The following is a 20,024-nucleotide window of genomic DNA, read 5'->3' on the forward strand; positions in this document are numbered from 1 at the left end:
CACCTGACATTGAATGGTCGATTTCGGGCATGTGTTATCAAAATCAAGACCTAAGGACATAGAGGCGATAGCAGCGATGTTGTTTTTTTTGGTTTCAGTCTCATCCGTAGAATTCATTTATTAATATCTAACAGCCAGTGCCTAGCCCAGTTGAATCAAGTCGAAGAGCGCATGAATACTAATAACGTAGATGACACACTTCTGTTTCTGGAGGACGACACAGATGATGACCACGGCGAATCGACCGCCCGGCAAAACTGCTGGAACATTTTAATTATCGACGACGATCCGGATGTCCACTCAGCAACGATGTTTGCGCTGCAAGGTCTCAAAATACAAAAGCGCCGCCTACATTTTTTACATGCCTACACCACTGCAGAAGCCAGACAAGTTCTTATACACGAAGAGGATATTGCCGTTATTTTGTTAGATGTCGTCATGGAAAAGGACGATACGGGTTTGCAGTTAGTGACCTATGTAAGGGATACATTGGGGCTCAATGATGTTCGTATTATATTGCGTACTGGACAGGCTGGTTATGCACCCGAAATGGATGCTATTCGTGATTTCGACATCAATGATTACAAAAGCAAGACTGAACTCACACAAGCGAAGCTATTTACCGCAGTCACATCAGCAGTTCGTTCTTATGAGCAAATAAAGATTATTTCTTCGAGTAAGCAAGGCTTGGAATTGATTATCGGTGCCAGCAGTTTGCTAATGACGACGAATAACCTCAACGACTTCTCCAAACTACTGCTCGACTATATCTTTGAATTGCTTGGTTGCGAGGTAAACGCTTTCGTTTGTACAGCAAATTTCACCCAGATTCCTTTCCCGAGCAATATCGATTCTGCGCAGGGTCTCCGAGTAACCGCTTGCACAGAAATTTACCAAAGTTGGCTGGATCAACCTTTTGTGCAGGTAGCAGGTAAAGCAGAACAACAATGCATTCAGAAAGCGCAATTCGAACAGCGACACCTATTTACTGAGAACCAAACTGTCCTATATTTAAGCAATCTTGCCGGAGCCAATCTGACAATTTATTTGAATTGCGGAGTCACACAGAGTGCTAGCAAAATTCGAATTTTGGAGATGTTTTGCAGTAATGCTTCTGTCTGCCTAGATAACGTCATGCTAAATTCAAAAATGCATAATTTGGCGTTCTTTGATCCTTTAACAGGGCTAGCTAACCGACTTCAGATATTACAAAACTTGCAGCAGACTTTGAACTCACATCAACGCGCAGATAGCGTGTTAGCACTCATCGACATCGATCACTTTGCGGAGACGAATGACGCCTTAGGTCATCGATTTGGTGATTTTTTGTTGCGCTCGGTTGGCATCCGTTTGAGTAACCATTTTGGTGATAATTGCAAAATCGCACGCATCGGTAATGATACATTTGCCTTGCTTGGACATGAAGTTATCGTCTCACCTAAGCTCGTACTGAGTTTATTTTCACAGCCATTTACCGTTGATCATCAACAGGTTCAATTATCGGCAACACTCGGTTTAGTTAAATTTTCAGATTACGAACTAAGTGGCCAAGATGCCCTAAAAGACGCCAATATTGCTCTGAAGCGGGCAAAAATTTATCATCGAGCTGCCTATTGCTATTTCACCCGAGAGATGGGAGTCGAGATTCGAGAACGGGTTCGCATGATGCATGCCTTACGTACCGCCTTTGAAGATGAACGATTATTTGTGGTGTATCAACCTCAAATCGATATGCGTAACGGTAAGCCTTTTGGCGCAGAGGCGCTATTACGATGGAGAACAGAAGATGGTGATTTAATTTCTCCCGATAAGTTCATTCCCATTGCCGAATATTCAGGCCTCATTGTGAGCATCGGAGAATGGGTCTTACGGACTGCCTGCTATGAGCTCGATAAAATCTTAAAATCAGGTATTAAAGAGTTTCGAATATCGGTGAATGTCTCGCAAGCGCAATTTACTCACCCTTTATTTCTGCAAGTCATAGAGCGGGTGTTAGCTGACACGAAGATACCACCGGAATGCCTAGAATTAGAAATAACCGAATCGATGGCAATGGCAGACTTGGAAGTACTGACTTTAACCTTGGGGAAAATTAAGTCGAAAGGTGTCAGAATATCGATTGACGATTTTGGCACAGGATTTTCCTCGCTGAGTCATCTGCAGAAGCTCAACGTCGATAAGCTAAAAATTGATCGAGCATTCATCAATGAGATTACCAGCGGGACAAACGAAGGTAGCATCACCAAGATGATTATTCAATTAGCTCAAAGCTTACATCTTGAAGTCATTGCTGAGGGCGTGGAGAATCTCGAACAAGCAAATTATCTATTGCAATTTGGTTGTTATCAGGCTCAAGGTTTTCTCTATGCAAAGCCACAAAACAAAGTTGATTTCCATGCTTGGTTGCATGACCATCAATAGTGATAGCCTAGTCTTCTAGCCCTTGAAAACAAACTCGCAGCATGTTTTCGACGATGGCATTGGAGTCCATCTTGCTAAACCGCTGTAAATAGTCCACGGCAGGATCGCAGCTTCTCGCATAGTAACTAAACAAAATCACGTCGGAACTTAGCTTACTGCTCAAATCACCATTTTTTTGGGCAGCCACAACCAATTTTTCTAGTTGCGAATTGAGCTTAATCACACGCCCAACGTACTTAAGATTGCGCATCAACATTTCACGTACTGCATTGCTGGTTGATGGCAAAAATGGTAGCCCACCATCCAAGCGCACTCGCAGCGCCCATTCCAATAAGGCGGACAATTTTTCTTTTGCAGAGTATTCCGATGGAAACGACTCTAATTGCGTGGTTGCGCCGTCTAGCAAACGTATCATGGCGGCGCCCACCAAATCTTCTTTTGATTTGAAATGTTTGTATAGACTAGGTTTGGAAATGCCAATCAAATTAGCAACATCGTCCATTGTCATCAAGTCAAATCCTTTTGCTGCGAGAACATTACTTGTCGCGTCTAGAATCGCGTCTTCTCTCAAGCGAAACGCCTGATCTTTAAAATTTAGTTTGCTAAAGATACTCATAAGTATTAATATCTACCAATTAGTAGCGGTTTTTACAGGTTAGTATTAATCTTAACATTGAAGTAAAGCCCGCACAATCATTTCAAGCATCATAAGCGAGACAAGTTAGCTTCTGGTTCTTCTTTGGGAAAACGTATGACGCACAAAAAACAAAAAATCGCGGTAGTCGGCGCTGGCATTTCAGGTTTAGCCAGTGCCTATTTCCTACAACGACAACATGAGATCACATTGTTTGAGGCGAATAATTATCTTGGCGGCCATACCAATACCGTCGATATCGACTTAGATGGAAAAATATTGGTCGTTGATACAGGCTTTCTTGTGTTCAACGACCAAACCTATCCCAACTTAATCGCCCTATTTGCTGAATTGGGGATCGATAGTTATGGCACAGACATGTCCTTCGGCGTTTCATTGAATGATGGTGAATTAGAATGGGCAGGCACTAACCTAGACACTGTTTTCGCGCAAAGAAAAAACCTATTGTCGCCAAGTTTTCTAGGAATGATCAAGGATATCTTGCGGTTTAATCGTGATGCCGCGAACAATCTAAAATCGAGTATCGAGTCCGGCATCACACTCGGCCAGTTATTACGCGAACAGAAATATAATCCGGCGTTCGCCAATAATTACTTGATACCGATGGCAGCCGCCATCTGGTCAAGTTCACCAAAAGATATTTTAGAATTCCCGGCCCGTACGTTTTTACGTTTTTGTATCAATCACGCCTTACTGCAGGTGAATGACCGCCCACAATGGCGTACTGTCCAAAATGGCGCGCGCAGCTATGTTAAAAAGATCGCTGAAACACTCAAAGATATTCGACTAAAGAGCCCAGTTACCGAAGTAAAGCGCACTGAGCATGGTGTGATGGTGACGTCTAATGGCAACACCGAACTATTCGATCAAGTTATTTTTGCCACGCATGCGCCAGACACGCTGCGTATGCTGACTGATCCGAGTGAAGCGGAATTTCAATTACTTTCCAAAGTCCGCTATCAAGCAAATACGGCCTACCTGCACACTGACATTTCTCTGCTGCCACGTTCAAAAAAGGTGTGGAGTGCTTGGAATTATATTGGACATACTGGAAACGGAAAGACGACGGGGGCTTCAGACACCCAATCAGTTTGCGTGAGTTATTTGCTGAATCAATTGCAGCGATTAGATACACAGACACCAGTCATCGTTACCTTAAATCCTGTTCATGAACCACAAGCTGAAAGTGTATTTGCGCAATTTGAATATGATCATCCTGTGTTTGATCAAAAAGCGATTGAAAGTCAAGCTGACTTATCTTCCATTCAAGGTCACAATAAGGCTTGGTTCGCGGGCGCTTGGACTGGCTATGGTTTTCACGAAGACGGCCTAAAATCAGCACTTCGCGTAATCAAACAATTTGATTTGAGTCCAACTTGGGCTCGCACTGAGTAAAGCGAAAAAATGGCATCTTCCCTCATTCAAGCTTTAGTGATGCACCAGCGACTACGACCAGTGAAGCACAGGTTCGTTTATCCAGTATTCATGCTAAAGCTTGATCTTGATGCGCTAAATGATGTCGATGCCACTTCTGCTGCACTGCCAAAGGGCATGTTATTCGGCGTTAATTGTTGGAGACCCATCTCAATTCATACCAAAGACTACGGACCGCGCGATGGCTCAGATCTGAAACTTTGGATACAGAGCGTGTTACAGACGCACCAAGTTCCGCATATCGATAAAATAGAATTACTGAGTTTTCCGCGCGTCTTTGGCTATGCATTTAACCCGATCAGTATTTGGTATTGCTACGACAAGTTATCTCAGTTGATCGCCATCTTAGCCGAAGTAAACAATACGTTTGGCCAGCATCATTTCTATTTATTAAAGGCGGCTGATAATGCGGTTATCGATGCTGATACTCAGTTAATCAGCACAAAAATGATGCACGTGTCACCATTTTGTGAGGTGAAAGGTCACTATCAATTTAAATTTACTGAAACCAGTAAAAAAATCAACGTGAATATCGACTACTACGATGAGCAAGGCTTGCTGATTCAAACAGCGATCATAGGCAAACCGCAACAACTCACGACTAGACATTTAATGAGTGCATTAGCCAAGCAACCATTTTTGACCTTTGGTGTGTTCTTCAGAATTCATTGGCACGCCCTACATTTATGGCTAAAAAAAGTGCCTTTTCGGCGTCAGGTTCACTTTACTAATCAACAAATCACGACTGGCAAAACGATAAAACAGGAGCAGACAAAGTGAGTTCAATTCCAAGTACAACTAGCGAAATGACTAAGGATTCTAACGCGATTAATTCATCTGCAATGCCAGCCAGCGCCAAGCTTTTTCTCCGCATGCTTAGCAAGATTCAACACGGCAATTTGCACATAGTCACGCCCACTGGTGAGGTTCTAAAGTTCGGCGATCAACAAGTCGCACAATCGGTTATTTTGACGATTCACGATTGGCAAGCTTGCAGAAAAATTATGCAAGGCGGCGACATCGGTTTTGCGGAATGTTATGAAGCTGGATGGGTGAGTACAAGTGATCTGACCGCCCTACTTCGCTTAGCGATTCAAAATGACAGTGCCTTAGATAAGGCAATTTTTGGCGGTAAATTAATGGGCTTATGGTACAAGCTCAAACATCTACTTCGACCAAACACGCGCAAAGGCAGTCGCAAAAATATCCATGCCCACTACGATATCGGCAATTCCTTTTATCAGTTATGGCTAGATGCAAGCTGGACGTATTCAAGTGCGATTTTCTATGGCGATTATCAAATCAGTTTGCAAGAAGCGCAGTATCGCAAGTATCAGCGCATTATCGATGTACTCGGACTAAAAGAAGGTGATCGCGTTTTAGAAATTGGCTGCGGCTGGGGCGGCTTCGCAGAACATGCATCCTCACGCGGCATCCACGTGCATGGTGTGACGATTTCGCCCTCACAATTGGAAATTGCAGAGCAGCGTATTAAGCAACTTGAACGCCAAGATTTGGTGAAGCTTGAGCTTTGCGATTATCGTGATCTCGAAGGAAGCTACGATGCGATCGTCTCGATTGAAATGTTCGAAGCGGTGGGTGAAGAATATTGGCCCATCTATTTCAAGACCGTCAATCAACGCCTCAAAGCTGGTGGCAAGGCCTTGATTCAAACCATCACCATCGATGAGGCGCGCTTCGAACGCTATCGCAGCGGCACCGATTTTATTCAGCAATACATTTTTCCGGGCGGCATGCTCCCTAGCCCACCGCGTTTCGTGCAACTCGCGCAACAGCATGGCTTACAGACTCGCGACCAATATGCCTTCGGTAAAGATTATGCCGAAACCCTGCGTCGATGGAATCATGACTTTGAAAACAATATCGACGGCATTCACGGCTTAGGTTTCGGCACTGCATTCCAAAGAATCTGGCAACTGTATTTTTCCTACTGCGAGGCTGGCTTTGACGAAGGCCGTACCGATGTTTTTCAATTCCTATTACAGAAAAATTCATGATGCGCGCCTATCTTAAAATCATCTTTTTAGCGTCGGTAATGCTATTTACCGGCATTGCCAGCGCACAAACTTGGAAGCAACATTTACCGCAAGCAAAAATGCTAGGTGGAGGTGAGTTTCGTTGGTGGGGATTTTCGATTTACACTGCAAAAATTTGGCAACAGACTCCGAATAAAGATGGCGGTCTCGATCAAAGCGCGAGTTTTGCTTTGGAAATCACCTACAACAAGTCCATCAGTCGTGAACGATTTGTCGATTCCAGCATTGATGAAATCAAGCGCTTACACGGCAGCAAATACAATGCTGAAAAATTGGGCATGTGGCGCCAGTACATGGAAAAAGCTTTTATTGATGTGAAGTCTGGCGACCAATTGATTGGCGTTTATTTGCCAGGCATGGGCTGCCGCTTTTACAGCCAACAAACTCTATTGGCCGAAATTCCTGACGAGGCGTTTGCTAATGCCTTCTTCTCAATTTGGTTAGATCCGCGTACGAAAGACAGTAATCTGCGTCAACAATTATTGGGCAACAATAAATCCTCAGCGGCAATAACTGGTTCAACAATGTGAAGATCTCAGCGCTGATTTTTTATGGATTACTTGGACTGCCCTTAGCGATGGCGGCCTTGCCCGTGTATGTGCAGATTCCTAATTACTACACAGCGCAGCTTGGTCTACCTTTAGCTAGCACGGGTTTGGTGTTATTTTTCGCGCGCATGTTTGACACTGTTCAAGATCCATTTATTGGCCAACTGATCGATAAATTTGGATGCAGCAATCGCATTTGGATCATCATTTCCGCAGCCTTACTTTGTTTGACATTTACCGGCCTGTGGTTGCCGCCAGCATTTGCGCGGGATTCTAATACCATGTTACTGATCTGGTTAGGTGTCATGCTCAGTCTCGCCTACACCGCACACAGTATGCTCAATATCGCCTACTTGGCATGGGGTTCAAGTCTTGAGAGTAAAGGAACAACAGAAGATGGCGACGATAAGGCTTCATACCATCAACTACTTGGCGCATCGGCGTGGCGCGAAGCATTTGGCATGATCGGTGTGATCCTCTCAAGTGTCATCCCAAGTTGGATAATTCTGCAAGACAAAAACACTGCCGCAACACAATTAAGCCAATATGCAATCGGCTTTGCCGTTTTGGTCGGGATCGCCGTTTGTGCCCTGTTGGTCGGTGCTATCAAGCCCTTGCAGCGCAGTAAACACGCCCTCATCGCACTTCGCACTTTGCTCAAAAATCCCCGATTCGTCGCCCTTTTACGCATCTATTTCTTTAACTCTTTATCGGTTGCTATTCCAGCCAGTCTGATTCTGTTTTTTATCAATGACAGAATTCAAGCGCCCGAAAAAACTGGCCTCTTTTTATCCTCGTACTTTATCGCAGGCGCATGTGGTCTGCCGTTGTGGATACGCTTAGCGAAGCGCATCGGCGCACATCGATCCTGGCAGCTAGGTATGCTGATTGCGGTCTTGAGTTTTATTGGCGCCAGTTTGCTCGGCTCCGGTGATGATTATGCATTCTTATTGGTCTGCATCGCCTCAGGTTTTGCGCTTGGTGCGGATTTAGCTCTACCACCAGTTTTGCTCACTCTGGTGGTGAATGACAAAGACAATATGGGGGCTTATTTTGGTCTCTGGTCTTTGATAGGAAAATTCACTCTCGCCTTAGCCGGACTCAGCCTTTCCTTGCTCGCAATTCTCAGTTACCAACCCAGTCAGGTAAACCAAGCGAGTGGCTTAATGGCATTGACTTTCACTTATGCAGTCCTCCCCTGCGCTTTCAAGTTGATCGCGCTCTTTTTACTTCGTCATTTTTCTAAGAGCATTCCATCATGATCAAAAAAATCCTTCTCGCCCTTGGCGCAGTGTCATTGACATTTTTGCTCAGCGCCTGTGCCATCACCGACGTCAATCACTATAAAGACGTCAAACCTCAGCTCGACTTAGAGAAATTCTTCCTCGGCACGACCGATGCATGGGGCATGTTCCAACAAAGAAATGGGGCGGTCGTCAAACGATTTAATGTCGTCATCGACACCAAAAAAATCGGTGACGAATTAGTTCTCGACGAACGTTTTGTGTATGACGATGGCAGCAAACAACAACGTATCTGGCGCTTACGTAAAAACACAGATGGTCGCTGGATAGGCAAAGCGGATGACGTCAAAGGTGAAGCCATCGGTGAGATCGCAGGCAACGCATTGAAGTGGCAATACACTTTACTGCTACCCGTCGATGGCAGCATCTACGAAATGGCGATGGATGATTGGATGTACCTGATCGATGACAACACCATGATCAATCGCACCAAAATGAATAAATTTGGCTTTGAAGTCGGTGAAGTCACTTTATTTTTCCGTCGGAGAGGATGATGCGACTCCCATTCTTGCAGCCGCTCAATCGCCCGGTGCGTGATTGGCACAATCAAACGATTTGGATTATTGGTGCATCTAGTGGCATCGGTGCAGCGCTCGCCAAAGCACTACTAGTACAAGGCGCAAATGTAATCCTGTCCGCGAGACGTCAAGGCAATTTAGAGGCGGTGGCAAACGCGCACCCACAGGCGCACATTTTGGCATTTGATGTTGCTGACCAAAACGCCTGGCAACATGCGAGTGCGCAATTGCAAGATAAATTTCCTAGCATTGATTTGGTTATTTTTTGCGCCGCAAAATACCAACCTGAACGTAGCTGGGAAGTCGATGCCAATGACGCTGCGGACACTCTCAAGATCAATTTGGAAAGTGTTTATCACGGATTACAAACTGTTTTGCCAAACATGATTAAGCGCGGCAGCGGCGGGTTAGCAATACTTGCCAGTGTCGCCGGCTATTTGGGTTTGCCAAATGCCAGCGTGTATGGACCAAGCAAGGCAGCTTTGATCAACCTGACCGAGTTGCTATACAGTGATTTACACGAGAAAAATATCAATGTGTACTTGGTCAATCCCGGTTTTGTCAGTACCGAACTCACCAGCAAAAATGATTTCGCCATGCCGGCGTTACAAACGCCAGAGCAAGCTTCACAAGCGATACTCGCCGGAATCGCCGACGGTGATTTTGAAATCCATTTCCCCAAGCGATTTACCATGGGATTAAAGTTAATGCAGATGTTGCCCTACCGCTGGCGATTTGCGCTGATACGGCGCTTTGTGATCGCCTAAGCTAATCGCTCAAAATAACCATCACGAGTTAAAAAATGACGACACCGCAAGTACAAAACATCATGGGCTGGTACGCCAATCTCAGCCCAACTAGCCTAAAAAACATCGCCACTTTTTATAGCGAAGATGCACGTTTCAAAGATCCATTCAACGAGGTTCAGGGTATCCCTGCGATCCAAGCAATTTTCGAACACATGTTCAGCACGACGCAGTATCCTAAATTCATATTTGATGAGGTCATCGAGCAAGGATCAAAAGCTTTTCTCACATGGGAATTCCACTTCGGTTTACGCGGTAAAAGCTATATCGTCAAAGGTGGATCTATGCTCACGTTTAATGAGAATGGATTAATCACCGACCACCGTGATTATTGGGATGCTGCGGAAGAGTTGTGGGAAAAATTGCCGATTATCGGGGGATTGGTTGGATGGTTGCGGCGGCGGTTTAGGGTACAGACCTAAGACGCATAATTTTTCAAAAGAAAACGCCCTGAATGACTTGTTCAGGGCGTTTCGCTTTATCAATAATTCGTACAACTTTTTACTTCCAATCCCCACGCAATTCCTTCACCTGTTGCTGCAAACCTTCAGGTGAAATCTTGTCCGGATCTTGCGGTTCACCGACGATTAATTCCAAGCGCGAAAATGGGCCACGGCGGAATGAGCGATGAAATGGATTACCTTTATCGCGCGACAGCAGACTTCCCCACAAACCACGCAAGGCCATAGGAATCACTGGAACGGGAGTCCGTTCGACGATCTTCATCACACCGCCTTTAAACTCATTAATTTCACCATCGCGAGTCAGTTTTCCTTCTGGAAAAATGCAAACCAAATCTCCTTCATGCAAAGCTTGGGCGACGTCAATAAAGGATTTTTCCATGAGCCATGGATTCTCTTTTGCTGGGGCAATCGGGATCGCTTTTGCGGTGCGGAACACCCAAGATAGAAATGGAATCTTAAAGATATTGTGATCCATCACGAAGCGAATTGGGCGTGGGCTGTATGCCATGATGACGATCGCATCCATGTAACTGACGTGATTACAAACCAACACCGCAGCGCCTTCAGCTGGAATTTTATCGACGTTGACGCCTTTCACTCTATGCACGGTATGAATCAGAATCCATGCGACAAAGCGCATCAAAAATTCTGGCACCACACTAAAAATATAGATCGCCACCAAGGCATTTAAAATCGCGGTTGCCATGAAAATTTGTGGAATCGTGAATCCTTGCTTCAACATCAGCATTGCAGCCAATGCTGCCACGACCATGAATAAGGCATTCATGATGTTCATACCGGCAATCGTACGCGACAAATGTTGCGGATCGCAACGCGTTTGAATCAATGCAAACAAAGGCACGATATACAAACCACCAAAAATACCAATCATAAAAATATCGAACAAGATTTTATAGCTACCGACTTGATCGAGAAAACTCATCGCTGTCACTGCTGCCGTATTCGTGTACATCAAACTCGACAAATACAAATCAAATCCAAAGATCGATAAGCCGATTGCACCGAATGGAACCAAACCAATTTCAACCTTGTGTCCGGACAATCGTTCACACAACAAAGAGCCTGCGCCAATACCAAAAGAAAAAATCGTCAACAATAAAACGAAAACACTGTGATCACCGTGGAGATAATCTTTAGCGTAAAGAGGGAATTGCGCGAGCAAGATCGCACCATAAAACCAAAACCAAGAATTCGCTAATAGGGAGAGAAAAACCGGACGATTTTTTCTACTAAAACTAATGTTACGTACTGTTTCAGTGGCTGGATTCCAATTGATATTCAAATCGGGCACGGGTGCTGGTGAGGCAGGAATGCGTAAGCTAAACAACCAACCCAAAACCGCAATCAAAATACATCCGCCAGCGACCAGTTCAACGCCCCAAGGTTTATGCACGACCAACATGGCGCCTAAAATTTCACCTAAAAGAATACCAACGAAGGTGCCCATTTCAATTACACCATTACCACCGACTAACTCATCCGAACGCAAATGTTGTGGCAAATAAGCGTACTTGACGGGACCAAACAAGGTCGAATGAATACCCATGCCGGCGACAGCAGCAACCAAAATCCATATGTTTTTAGTCATCCAGCCATAAGCCGCGATCGCCATAATGACTATCTCTAGCAATTTAACGTAGCGCGCAACTTTTCCCTTTTCAAACTTATCAGCTAATTGACCCGAGGTCGCAGAAAATAAAACGAAGGGCAAAATAAACAAACCTGGAATGAGATTATTCAACAAGCCAACTTCCATCGTTGTCCAAGTCAAAGCATCGTAGGTCAAGACTGTGAGCAAGGCTGTTTTGAAGACGTTATCGTTAAATGCCCCAAAAAACTGCGTCCAAAAAAACGGCGCAAAGCGACGCTCTTTCAATAGGGTGAATTGGCTATGTTGGCTCATGTCAGAATAGACTCGCAAAAGCGACCATTAACAAAAAAGCCAATTCTAAAGTAATTAGCTTTGGAATTGGCTTATTTTTTAATGCACGAAAATTTACAGTGATTTGTTCATATGCACGTGTTGAATACCGGCTTCCATAAATAATTCGCCTTCGCGATTAAATCCTTCGCGCTGATAAAATGGTTCAGCCGAAATTTGCGCATTCAATTGCACGGCATGCATACCGCGCATTTTTGCTTGCGCCATTAACTGACGTAAGATCTCTGCGCCGACTCCACAACTGCGTGCAGTACTCAAGACAGCCATGCGACCAATGTGACCATCTGGCAAAAGACGCCCTGTGCCTATCGGCTTGCCTTGCGAATCGTAAGCAACCGCGTGCAGGCATTGTGCATCCATCACATCCCATTCGAGCTCGGCTGGGATTTTTTGTTCATCGACGAATACGGCCGTGCGCACGGCTTGCGCATCAGCCTGTAATTCTGACCATTCGCCGAGTTTTATTTGAATATTCGTATCCATATTGATCTCTTTGTCTTTTGCCAGTTATTCTGGAATCAAACGCACTAATTGTTTGCCAAGATTTTTGCCTTTCAGCAGACCGATAAACGCTTCTGGCGCAGTGGCTAAGTTAGGCGCAATACTTTCTCTAAATTTTAACTTACCTTGTGCGACCAACAAGCCTAATTCTTTCAAGCCTTGCGGCCACAAATCAAGATGTTCGGAAATAATAAACCCGCGCAAAGTCACGCGCATACTGAGTAAAATCCGCGCGTTCTGTATCGCCATGTCACCACCGTCATAGCCTGCAATCATGCCACAAAGGGCAATCCGGGCAAACGGATTCACACGGGCTAAGCAAGCATCAAAACTAGCTCCACCAACATTTTCGAAAATCGCATCAATACCATCCGGCGTTGCCGATGCGAGTTGTTGCTCCAAATCTCCAGCTTTGTAATCAACGCAAGCGTCAAAACCCAACTCATCGACCACATACCTACATTTTTCCGCACCGCGAGCGATACCAACGGCACGGCAACCACGCAATTTCGCAAGTTGTCCGACCACACTACCAACGGCACCACTTGCCGCTGAAACTACAATTGTCTCGCCCTCTTTTGCTTGCATGATTTGAGTCAATCCATACCAAGCGGTCATGCCCGGCATACCCACCGCACCGAGATAGGCAGATAAGGGAATATGCGTGGTATCAAGTTTGTGCAATAGTGCTCCGTCAGAGACTCCCATTTCTGCCCAGCCCATCATGCCGATAACCTTGTCACCAATCTGAAATTGTGGATTTTTGCTAGCGACAATTTCGCCTACCGTGCCACCAATCATGGTTTCGTTTAGGGCTTGTGGTGCAGCATAATTTTTCACGTCGTCCATGCGAACACGCATGTAGGGATCGAGCGAGAGGAAATGGTTACGGATCAGGACTTGGCCGTCATTGATCGTTGGAACAGGAACAGACTCCAAACGAAAATTATTTGGCGTTACTTCACCAATTGGACGTGAGGCCAAAACGATGCGTTGAAAATGGTCAGTCATATTTAGTTTTTCCTGTTTTTACATTCACTTCCAGGGCATGCGGAAGAAGGGTTGAAGAGTCAAAGCAAGCTCTGACGGTAATTCAGATAGAACAAAATGATCGCTTCAACTTTTGTAGAGTAGTTGCAAGCTGCGCTGATTGTAAGATGTTTACGGATACACTACGTTCTGGCGGCGCGGGTCGCACCCGCCCTAAGAAACAACAAAAAAATTCAAACTTAATCACTACCACCCATCTTCACCAAACCAGCTTTCGATTTCAGACTACGCAAATATTTGTACGTCCCCATCGCCTTTGCCACTAATTTGTCGCCACTCCAGATTTCACCATCGCAAAAACACATGGTGGTCGATTGATGAAAAGCGACACTGCGTGCTTCGAGACGCCCGCCCACAATGCCGCCAGGCTGCAGAAACGTAGTTTTCATCTCAACGGTAACCACACCTTTCTGATCATCATGTAAAGAGCGTCCCGCCATTGCCATCACGACGTCAAGCAGAGTCATTAAGACCCCGCCATGCGTGATTTGCCAGCTGTTCATGTGGTGGTGATGCAGATCCAAAGACAAATTCGCTTTGCCCTCTTTCATCTCACCTGAAACGATGCCGAGATAATCGAGGAAGGGGTTTTCAATTTGAGAAATCACACTAGAATTTTTGGTCGAATCAGACATCTTTTTAATCATCAAAATAAATTAGCTAACGCAAAAACGCGTTTATAAAACTTCAAACAGTCCAGCGGCACCCTGCCCGCCGCCGATGCACATGGTGACAACCACATATTTCACGCCACGACGTTTGCCCTCTAACAACGCATGTCCCGTTAAGCGGGCACCAGAAACGCCATAAGGATGACCAACTGCGATCGCGCCACCATTCACGTTTAAACGATCCATCGGAATACCCAGTTTGTCCGCGCAATACAATACTTGCACAGCAAACGCTTCATTAAGCTCCCATAGACCGATATCGTCCACCGTTAAACCAGCACGTTTGAGTAACCTAGGAATCGCGAGTACAGGGCCTATACCCATCTCGTCAGGTTCACAGCCCGCGACGGCAAAGCCACGAAATACGCCTAATGGCTGCAAGCCTTTGCGCTCGGCCACTTGGGCATTCATGACGATGGTCATTGCCGCGCCATCTGAAAATTGACTGGCATTACCAGCGGTGATCACGCCATCGGGCAAGGCTGTTTTGATTTTAGAAACGGCCTCCAAAGTTGTCCCAGCCCGTATGCCTTCATCCGCTGAAATCGTCACCTCGCGCAAATACTGTTCGCCCGTTTCCTTATCGGTCACCCGCATCGTCGTCATTACAGGAATAATTTCGGCATCAAATAAACCCGCTGCCAGGGCTGCGCTAGCGCGTTGTTGACTGCGCACGCCATATTCGTCCTGCCGTTCGCGTGAAATCTGATAACGCTTGGCGACAATCTCCGCAGTCTCTAGCATAGGCATATACACTTGTGGTTTATGCTGTTGTAACCAAGGATCACTGAGCATGTGTTTATTCATCTCATTTTGCACACAAGAGATAGACTCAACGCCACCTGCTGCGACGATATCGACTTCACCCGAGATCACGCGTTGCGCTGCCAAAGCAATGGATTGCAATCCCGACGAACAATAGCGATTAATCGTAATTCCAGGAACAGTCACCGGACAGCCAGCACGTAGGGCAATTTGACGTGCAATATTGCGACCATTTGCGCCCTCTGGAAAGGCGCAGCCAACCATCACATCTTCAATTTCGGGAGGGTCTAGCCGAGCTCTGCTCATTACCGCTGCTAGTGTTGGTCCGGCCATACTCGCGCCGTGCGTCATATTGAACGCACCTTTCCATGACTTTGCTAATCCGGTTCGCGCTGTCGCGACGATCACTGCGTCTGTCATCTTGTCTCCGATTTTTTAATTGATTAGTATTCTGCTGTGAGCCTTACTTGCGCGTCTGTGACCATGAGGCGTGCTGTTGAACCTTGCATCAAGCTGGCTTTATCATCGCAATGACCGAATGGAAGTCCCGTAATAATCGGAGTCGCAATGGTCGAACGTAAAAATTTCAACATTGCTGCAAAATCATAACCATTGTCTTGCGGTGCCAAACGGTAAGCTGAGAAATTGCCCAACACGATTGCCTTTTGTTTCGCTAATACACCCGCCATGTGAAGTTGCAATAACATACGCTCGACACGGTAAGGATGCTCTGCGATATCTTCAACAAACAAGATACCGCCTTCAACGTGTGGGAAATACTCGGTTCCAAGCAGATGGCAAATCATCGCTAAATTTCCGCCCCACAAAGTGCCTTCGAGATTTAAATCGGCACTTTGATCAGTCTCAAATTCCAGATCCGTTTTACGTTCGCGCAAAGCCTGTAAAAATTGGTGCTGGGTAAATGGACGCAATTCATCGCGGGTGAAATCGTTACACAGCATAGGACCACACAAACTCGCTGTATTCGTCTTCGCTAACATCGCCAATTGCAGGGCATTGAAGTCACTATAACCAACCAGCCATTTGCCGCTGCTTGCAGTCTTCTGCAAATCGATATCTGGCAATATGCGTGACACGCCATAACTACCGCGTAAAGCCATCACGATATCAACTTCGGGATGGTCAATGGCGGTGTGCAGTTGGGTTAAACGCATTTGGTCAGTCGCACCAAATCGTTCGAAACGATCCGCATGTTGGTAGTAGTTGATCACATTAAAGCCAGCATTTCTGAGCGAATCTAAGCCTGCATCAATATTGGTATCATCTAAGGCTGCACCACTGGGCGCTACGATGGCGATGCAAGGATGCTCAGGAAGTGTTTTGGGAAAAGAAATGGGCATCGCTAGTGTCTCATATTCTGTAATCAGCGATTGATATTGCGTATCACTCGCCGAGATTGCCTGACTGGGTACGCGATTCTACCGCGGCACGACGACGCTCAGCAAAAAAATCCTTGAGAACTTGCACGCATTCGTCTGCCAATACACCTGAGACAACCTCAGCGTGATGATTCAGCTTTTCTTCTTTGAATAAATCGACGATAGAGCCACATGCGCCGGTCTTGAAATCATGGGCACCAAAAATTATGCGGGAAAAGCGTGCGTGCATGAGGGCGCCAGAACACATGACGCAAGGTTCGAGCGTCACATAAAGCTCACAGCCGGGAAGACGATAATTACCAATGACCTCAGCCGCCGCGCGCATCGCGACAACTTCAGCATGTGCAGTCGGATCGTGTGTGCCTATCGGCTGATTAAAACCACGTGCAATGACTTGACCGTCTTTGACTACGACAGCACCTACTGGAACCTCACCAGCTTGCCATGCGAGATGAGCTTGTGCGATGGCTTCACGCATGAAAAACTCATCTGGACTTGTAGATATCGCTGCCGAGTTGGACACAATCGACATCTCTTACTTAACCGTCAATCTCCGCCCAACAATTTGGCGTTTCGTATAAGGTAATTTTAGTCAATGACAAATGACGACCGTAGCGATCGTGATAGACGTCTTTTAGCATATCGAATGCAATCTTTGCCAGATTTTCCACGGTAGGCACGCGATCAATCACAACAGTTTTGTGACCCGGCATACTTTCTAAAAATTGACGAACGACTGTATCTTTCTCGTAGACGATAAACGCGTGATCCCAAAGATCCACCAGATGTTTATTGGCTAGTGCTTTGATATCACCAAAATCCATGATCATACCGTTGTCAGATTCGCCGTCTTTTTCAACGACATCACCAGTCAAGGTAATCAGCAAGGTATAGCGATGCCCATGCAAATTGCGGCATTGGCTATTGTGATCGGGAATCCGATGTCCGGTGTCGAATTCTACTTTTCTGGTAATGGTTAACATGTATTGCCTGTGTACATAAGGTCTGGTTTGATGTCAGTTGACATCCAAAACGACGACCAATAAAAAAATAATTATTTAAGGGATTTGCAGCAATTTATGCGTCTGCAAACTCAATTTCCATTTTGGGTTGGCTTTGCAATAATCGATTGCTTTATGCAGATTATCCTGCAACAAAGGACCATCCATCGCTTGCAGATAATGGTGCTTAAAATCAAGCGCTTCATAAGCCTTCAAGTCTTGCCCCAATTGCGGAATCACCACCTTCAACTCATCGCCCTTGCGAACCACAAGTTGCGAGCCCATTTTGGGGCTCACGCAAATCCAATCGACACCCGTAGGTACTTCTATCGTGCCATTGGTTTCTATCGCAATCTCAAAACCTACATCGTGCATCGCATCGATTAAAGCCTCATCCAATTGCAATAAAGGCTCACCACCAGTGAACACGACAAATTTAGTCGCCGCATGTGTGTCAGGCCACAAAGCATTAATACGCGCAGCAACAGCCTGCGGCGTCTTAAATTTACCACCGCCTTCGCCATCGGTTCCGACGAAATCGGTATCGCAAAACTGGCAAACAGCCGAGCTACGATCCTCTTCGCGGCCAGTCCACAAATTACAACCAGCAAAACGGCAAAACACAGCAGGCCGCCCAGCATGCGTGCCCTCGCCCTGTAAAGTATAAAAAATTTCTTTGATGCTGTAGCTCACGTAGTACTTTCAGTCGAATTTTTATGAACTCTATGGAGCTTCGATGCGTTCAGAAATGCGTCAGTTGGGATGCAGCGCTAGGCGCCAAGCACAGCAATATGTCAATATTGCGCGCATTGGCAACAACGCGATGCGCCCAAATGACGGATTTATGAATGCAACGAAATTATTCCCATTCTATTGTCGCCGGCGGCTTTCCGGAAATATCGTAAACAACACGATTAATCCCACGCACTTCATTAATAATACGATTCGACACTTTACCCAACAGCTCATGCGGCAAATGTGCCCAGTGTGCAGTCATGAAGTCTTGCGTTTGAACCGCGCGCAAAGCGACAACATATTCATAAGTGCGGCCATCGCCCATTACACCAACCGATTTGACTGGCAAGAATACCGCAAATGCCTGACTCGTGGCGTCATACCAAGTTTGTGGTTTTTCAGCTTGTGGATCAACATAAGTATTACGCAACTCTTCGATGAAGATTGCATCAGCACGGCGCAGCAGGTCGGCGAAATCTTTTTTCACTTCACCCAAGATACGTACGCCCAAACCTGGACCTGGGAACGGATGACGATACACCATGCTATGCGGCAAACCTAAGGCCACACCGAGTTTGCGTACTTCGTCTTTAAACAATTCACGCAATGGTTCTAACAATTTCAGATTCAAAGTATCTGGCAAACCACCGACATTGTGATGACTCTTAATTGTGTGAGAACCCTTCTTGCCCTTACCAGCGCTTTCGATCACGTCTGGATAAATCGTGCCTTGCGCCAACCATTTTGCATTTTTGAGTTTGCCAGATTCAACTTGGAATACTTCGACAAATTCGCGGCCAATAATTTTACGTTTTGCTTCTGGATCGGTGACACCAGCCAGATGTCCCATGAATTGGGCTGTGGCATCAACGTGGATGACTTTAACACCCAGATTTTCAGCGAACATTTCCATGACCATCTTGCCTTCATCGAGACGTAACAGTCCATGGTCGACAAACACGCAAGTTAATTTATCACCAATCGCGCGATGGATCAAAGCAGCAGCAACACTACTATCAACACCACCAGACAATCCGAGAATTACTTCATCGTCGCCAACTTGAGCGCGAATCGATGCTACAGCTTCGGAGATGTAATCCGGCATATTCCAGTCAGATTTGCAGCCACAAATATCATGCACAAAACGGCCAATAATCGCTTCGCCTTGTATCGTGTGAGTCACTTCTGGATGGAATTGCACGGCATAAAAACGACGATCTTCGTCAGCCATCGCCGCGATCGGACAATTATCGGTGGATGCCATTAATTTGAAACCTGCTGGCATTTCATTGACTTTATCGCCGTGACTCATCCAGACTTTGAGCATGCCGTGACCTTCAGGTGTCACGAAATCATTGATACCATCTAATAATTTCGTATGGCTACGGGCGCGCACTTCAGCGTAACCAAACTCACGTACCTTGCCATTTTCAACTTTACCACCGAGTTGTTCCGCCATCGTTTGCATACCATAGCAAATACCGAGAACTGGCACGCCTGCATCGTATACAGCCAATGGTGCGCGTGGAGTATCACCTTCAGTCACACTGCTTGGGCCACCAGATAAAATAATGCCAGCAGCACCATAGTTGCGAATGAACTCATCGCTGACATCGTAAGGAAATACTTCAGAAAACACGCCAGCATCACGAACGCGACGAGCGATCAATTGTGTGACTTGGGAACCAAAGTCGAGGATAAGGATTTTTGAATGCATATTTTTTAAAATCA

The 20,024-nt window shown here is 45.8% G+C and carries 20 protein-coding genes; 9 read left to right on the forward strand and 11 right to left on the reverse strand.

Annotated features, from left to right (window positions below; genetic code table 11):
* Positions 1-171: 171 nt before the first annotated feature.
* Positions 172-2,421, forward strand: coding sequence for a bifunctional diguanylate cyclase/phosphodiesterase (locus H8K52_RS01745; RefSeq protein ID WP_186920783.1), 2,250 nt, complete (start codon positions 172-174; stop codon positions 2,419-2,421).
* A gap of 7 nt (positions 2,422-2,428) precedes the next feature.
* On the opposite strand, the gene H8K52_RS01750 is transcribed toward H8K52_RS01745, so the two are convergent.
* Positions 2,429-3,037 (reverse strand): TetR/AcrR family transcriptional regulator, encoded by a 609-nt coding sequence (locus tag H8K52_RS01750; RefSeq protein WP_186920785.1) that lies wholly within the window; start codon positions 3,035-3,037, stop codon positions 2,429-2,431.
* A gap of 135 nt (positions 3,038-3,172) precedes the next feature.
* On the opposite strand from H8K52_RS01750, the gene H8K52_RS01755 reads away from it, so the two are divergent.
* The 8 genes from H8K52_RS01755 to H8K52_RS01790 are packed head-to-tail and all read left to right on the forward strand — an operon-like array spanning position 3,173 to position 10,165.
* A complete protein-coding gene (locus H8K52_RS01755; RefSeq protein ID WP_186920787.1) occupies positions 3,173-4,471 on the forward strand; it encodes an NAD(P)/FAD-dependent oxidoreductase in 1,299 nt (432 codons plus the stop codon).
* 9 nt (positions 4,472-4,480) lie between these two features.
* Entirely contained in the window at positions 4,481-5,290 is an 810-nt protein-coding gene (locus H8K52_RS01760) for a DUF1365 domain-containing protein (protein WP_186920789.1), read from the forward strand.
* A gap of 26 nt (positions 5,291-5,316) precedes the next feature.
* Complete coding sequence (locus tag H8K52_RS01765; RefSeq protein ID WP_186920791.1) at positions 5,317-6,528, forward strand: SAM-dependent methyltransferase; 1,212 nt, start codon at positions 5,317-5,319, stop codon at positions 6,526-6,528.
* Positions 6,528-7,097 (forward strand): chalcone isomerase family protein, encoded by a 570-nt coding sequence (locus H8K52_RS01770; protein ID WP_222613641.1) that lies wholly within the window; start codon positions 6,528-6,530, stop codon positions 7,095-7,097. The genes H8K52_RS01765 and H8K52_RS01770 overlap by 1 nt, the downstream gene beginning before the upstream one ends.
* Positions 7,094-8,377 carry an MFS transporter gene (locus H8K52_RS01775; protein WP_186920793.1) on the forward strand — a complete coding sequence of 428 codons (1,284 nt, stop codon included), beginning with the start codon at positions 7,094-7,096 and terminating at the stop codon, positions 8,375-8,377. The genes H8K52_RS01770 and H8K52_RS01775 overlap by 4 nt, the downstream gene beginning before the upstream one ends.
* A complete protein-coding gene (locus tag H8K52_RS01780) occupies positions 8,374-8,913 on the forward strand; it encodes a DUF3833 domain-containing protein (protein ID WP_222613642.1) in 540 nt (179 codons plus the stop codon). The genes H8K52_RS01775 and H8K52_RS01780 overlap by 4 nt, the downstream gene beginning before the upstream one ends.
* Positions 8,913-9,704, forward strand: coding sequence for an SDR family NAD(P)-dependent oxidoreductase (locus H8K52_RS01785; protein WP_186920795.1), 792 nt, complete (start codon positions 8,913-8,915; stop codon positions 9,702-9,704). Before H8K52_RS01780 ends, H8K52_RS01785 begins: the two co-directional genes overlap by 1 nt.
* Positions 9,705-9,739: 35 nt before the next feature.
* Positions 9,740-10,165 carry a nuclear transport factor 2 family protein gene (locus H8K52_RS01790; RefSeq protein ID WP_186920797.1) on the forward strand — a complete coding sequence of 142 codons (426 nt, stop codon included), beginning with the start codon at positions 9,740-9,742 and terminating at the stop codon, positions 10,163-10,165.
* A 79-nt stretch (positions 10,166-10,244) separates the two neighbouring features.
* Here H8K52_RS01790 and H8K52_RS01795 read toward each other — a convergent pair whose 3' ends face one another.
* From H8K52_RS01795 to guaA, 10 genes are all read right to left on the reverse strand, one after another.
* Positions 10,245-12,131 (reverse strand): MFS transporter, encoded by a 1,887-nt coding sequence (locus H8K52_RS01795; protein ID WP_186920799.1) that lies wholly within the window; start codon positions 12,129-12,131, stop codon positions 10,245-10,247.
* Positions 12,132-12,224: 93 nt separating this feature from the next.
* Positions 12,225-12,653: a GNAT family N-acetyltransferase gene (locus H8K52_RS01800; RefSeq protein ID WP_186920801.1), complete on the reverse strand. Its 429-nt coding sequence runs from the start codon at positions 12,651-12,653 to the stop codon at positions 12,225-12,227.
* Positions 12,654-12,677: 24 nt separating this feature from the next.
* On the reverse strand, positions 12,678-13,682 hold the full coding sequence (locus H8K52_RS01805) for an NADP-dependent oxidoreductase (protein WP_186920803.1): 1,005 nt from the start codon (positions 13,680-13,682) through the stop codon (positions 12,678-12,680).
* A 218-nt stretch (positions 13,683-13,900) separates the two neighbouring features.
* On the reverse strand, positions 13,901-14,356 hold the full coding sequence (locus H8K52_RS01810; RefSeq protein ID WP_186920805.1) for a PaaI family thioesterase: 456 nt from the start codon (positions 14,354-14,356) through the stop codon (positions 13,901-13,903).
* A 42-nt stretch (positions 14,357-14,398) separates the two neighbouring features.
* Positions 14,399-15,577, reverse strand: coding sequence for an acetyl-CoA C-acyltransferase (locus H8K52_RS01815; protein WP_186920807.1), 1,179 nt, complete (start codon positions 15,575-15,577; stop codon positions 14,399-14,401).
* A 23-nt stretch (positions 15,578-15,600) separates the two neighbouring features.
* Positions 15,601-16,518: an LD-carboxypeptidase gene (locus H8K52_RS01820; RefSeq protein ID WP_186920809.1), complete on the reverse strand. Its 918-nt coding sequence runs from the start codon at positions 16,516-16,518 to the stop codon at positions 15,601-15,603.
* Between the two features lie 43 nt (positions 16,519-16,561).
* Entirely contained in the window at positions 16,562-17,089 is a 528-nt protein-coding gene (tadA, locus tag H8K52_RS01825; RefSeq protein ID WP_186920811.1) for a tRNA adenosine(34) deaminase TadA, read from the reverse strand.
* Between the two features lie 7 nt (positions 17,090-17,096).
* Positions 17,097-17,540, reverse strand: a complete 444-nt coding sequence (gene queD / locus H8K52_RS01830) for a 6-carboxytetrahydropterin synthase QueD (RefSeq protein ID WP_186920813.1) — start codon at positions 17,538-17,540, stop codon at positions 17,097-17,099.
* Positions 17,541-17,615: 75 nt separating this feature from the next.
* On the reverse strand, positions 17,616-18,251 hold the full coding sequence (gene queE / locus H8K52_RS01835; RefSeq protein ID WP_186920815.1) for a 7-carboxy-7-deazaguanine synthase: 636 nt from the start codon (positions 18,249-18,251) through the stop codon (positions 17,616-17,618).
* Positions 18,252-18,417: 166 nt separating this feature from the next.
* Complete coding sequence (gene guaA, locus H8K52_RS01840) at positions 18,418-20,010, reverse strand: glutamine-hydrolyzing GMP synthase (RefSeq protein ID WP_186920817.1); 1,593 nt, start codon at positions 20,008-20,010, stop codon at positions 18,418-18,420.
* Between the last annotated feature and the right edge of the window lie 14 nt (positions 20,011-20,024).

The organism is Affinundibacterium seohonense (assembly GCF_014284305.1).
Classification (GTDB): domain Bacteria; phylum Pseudomonadota; class Gammaproteobacteria; order Burkholderiales; family Burkholderiaceae_D; genus Undibacterium; species Undibacterium seohonense.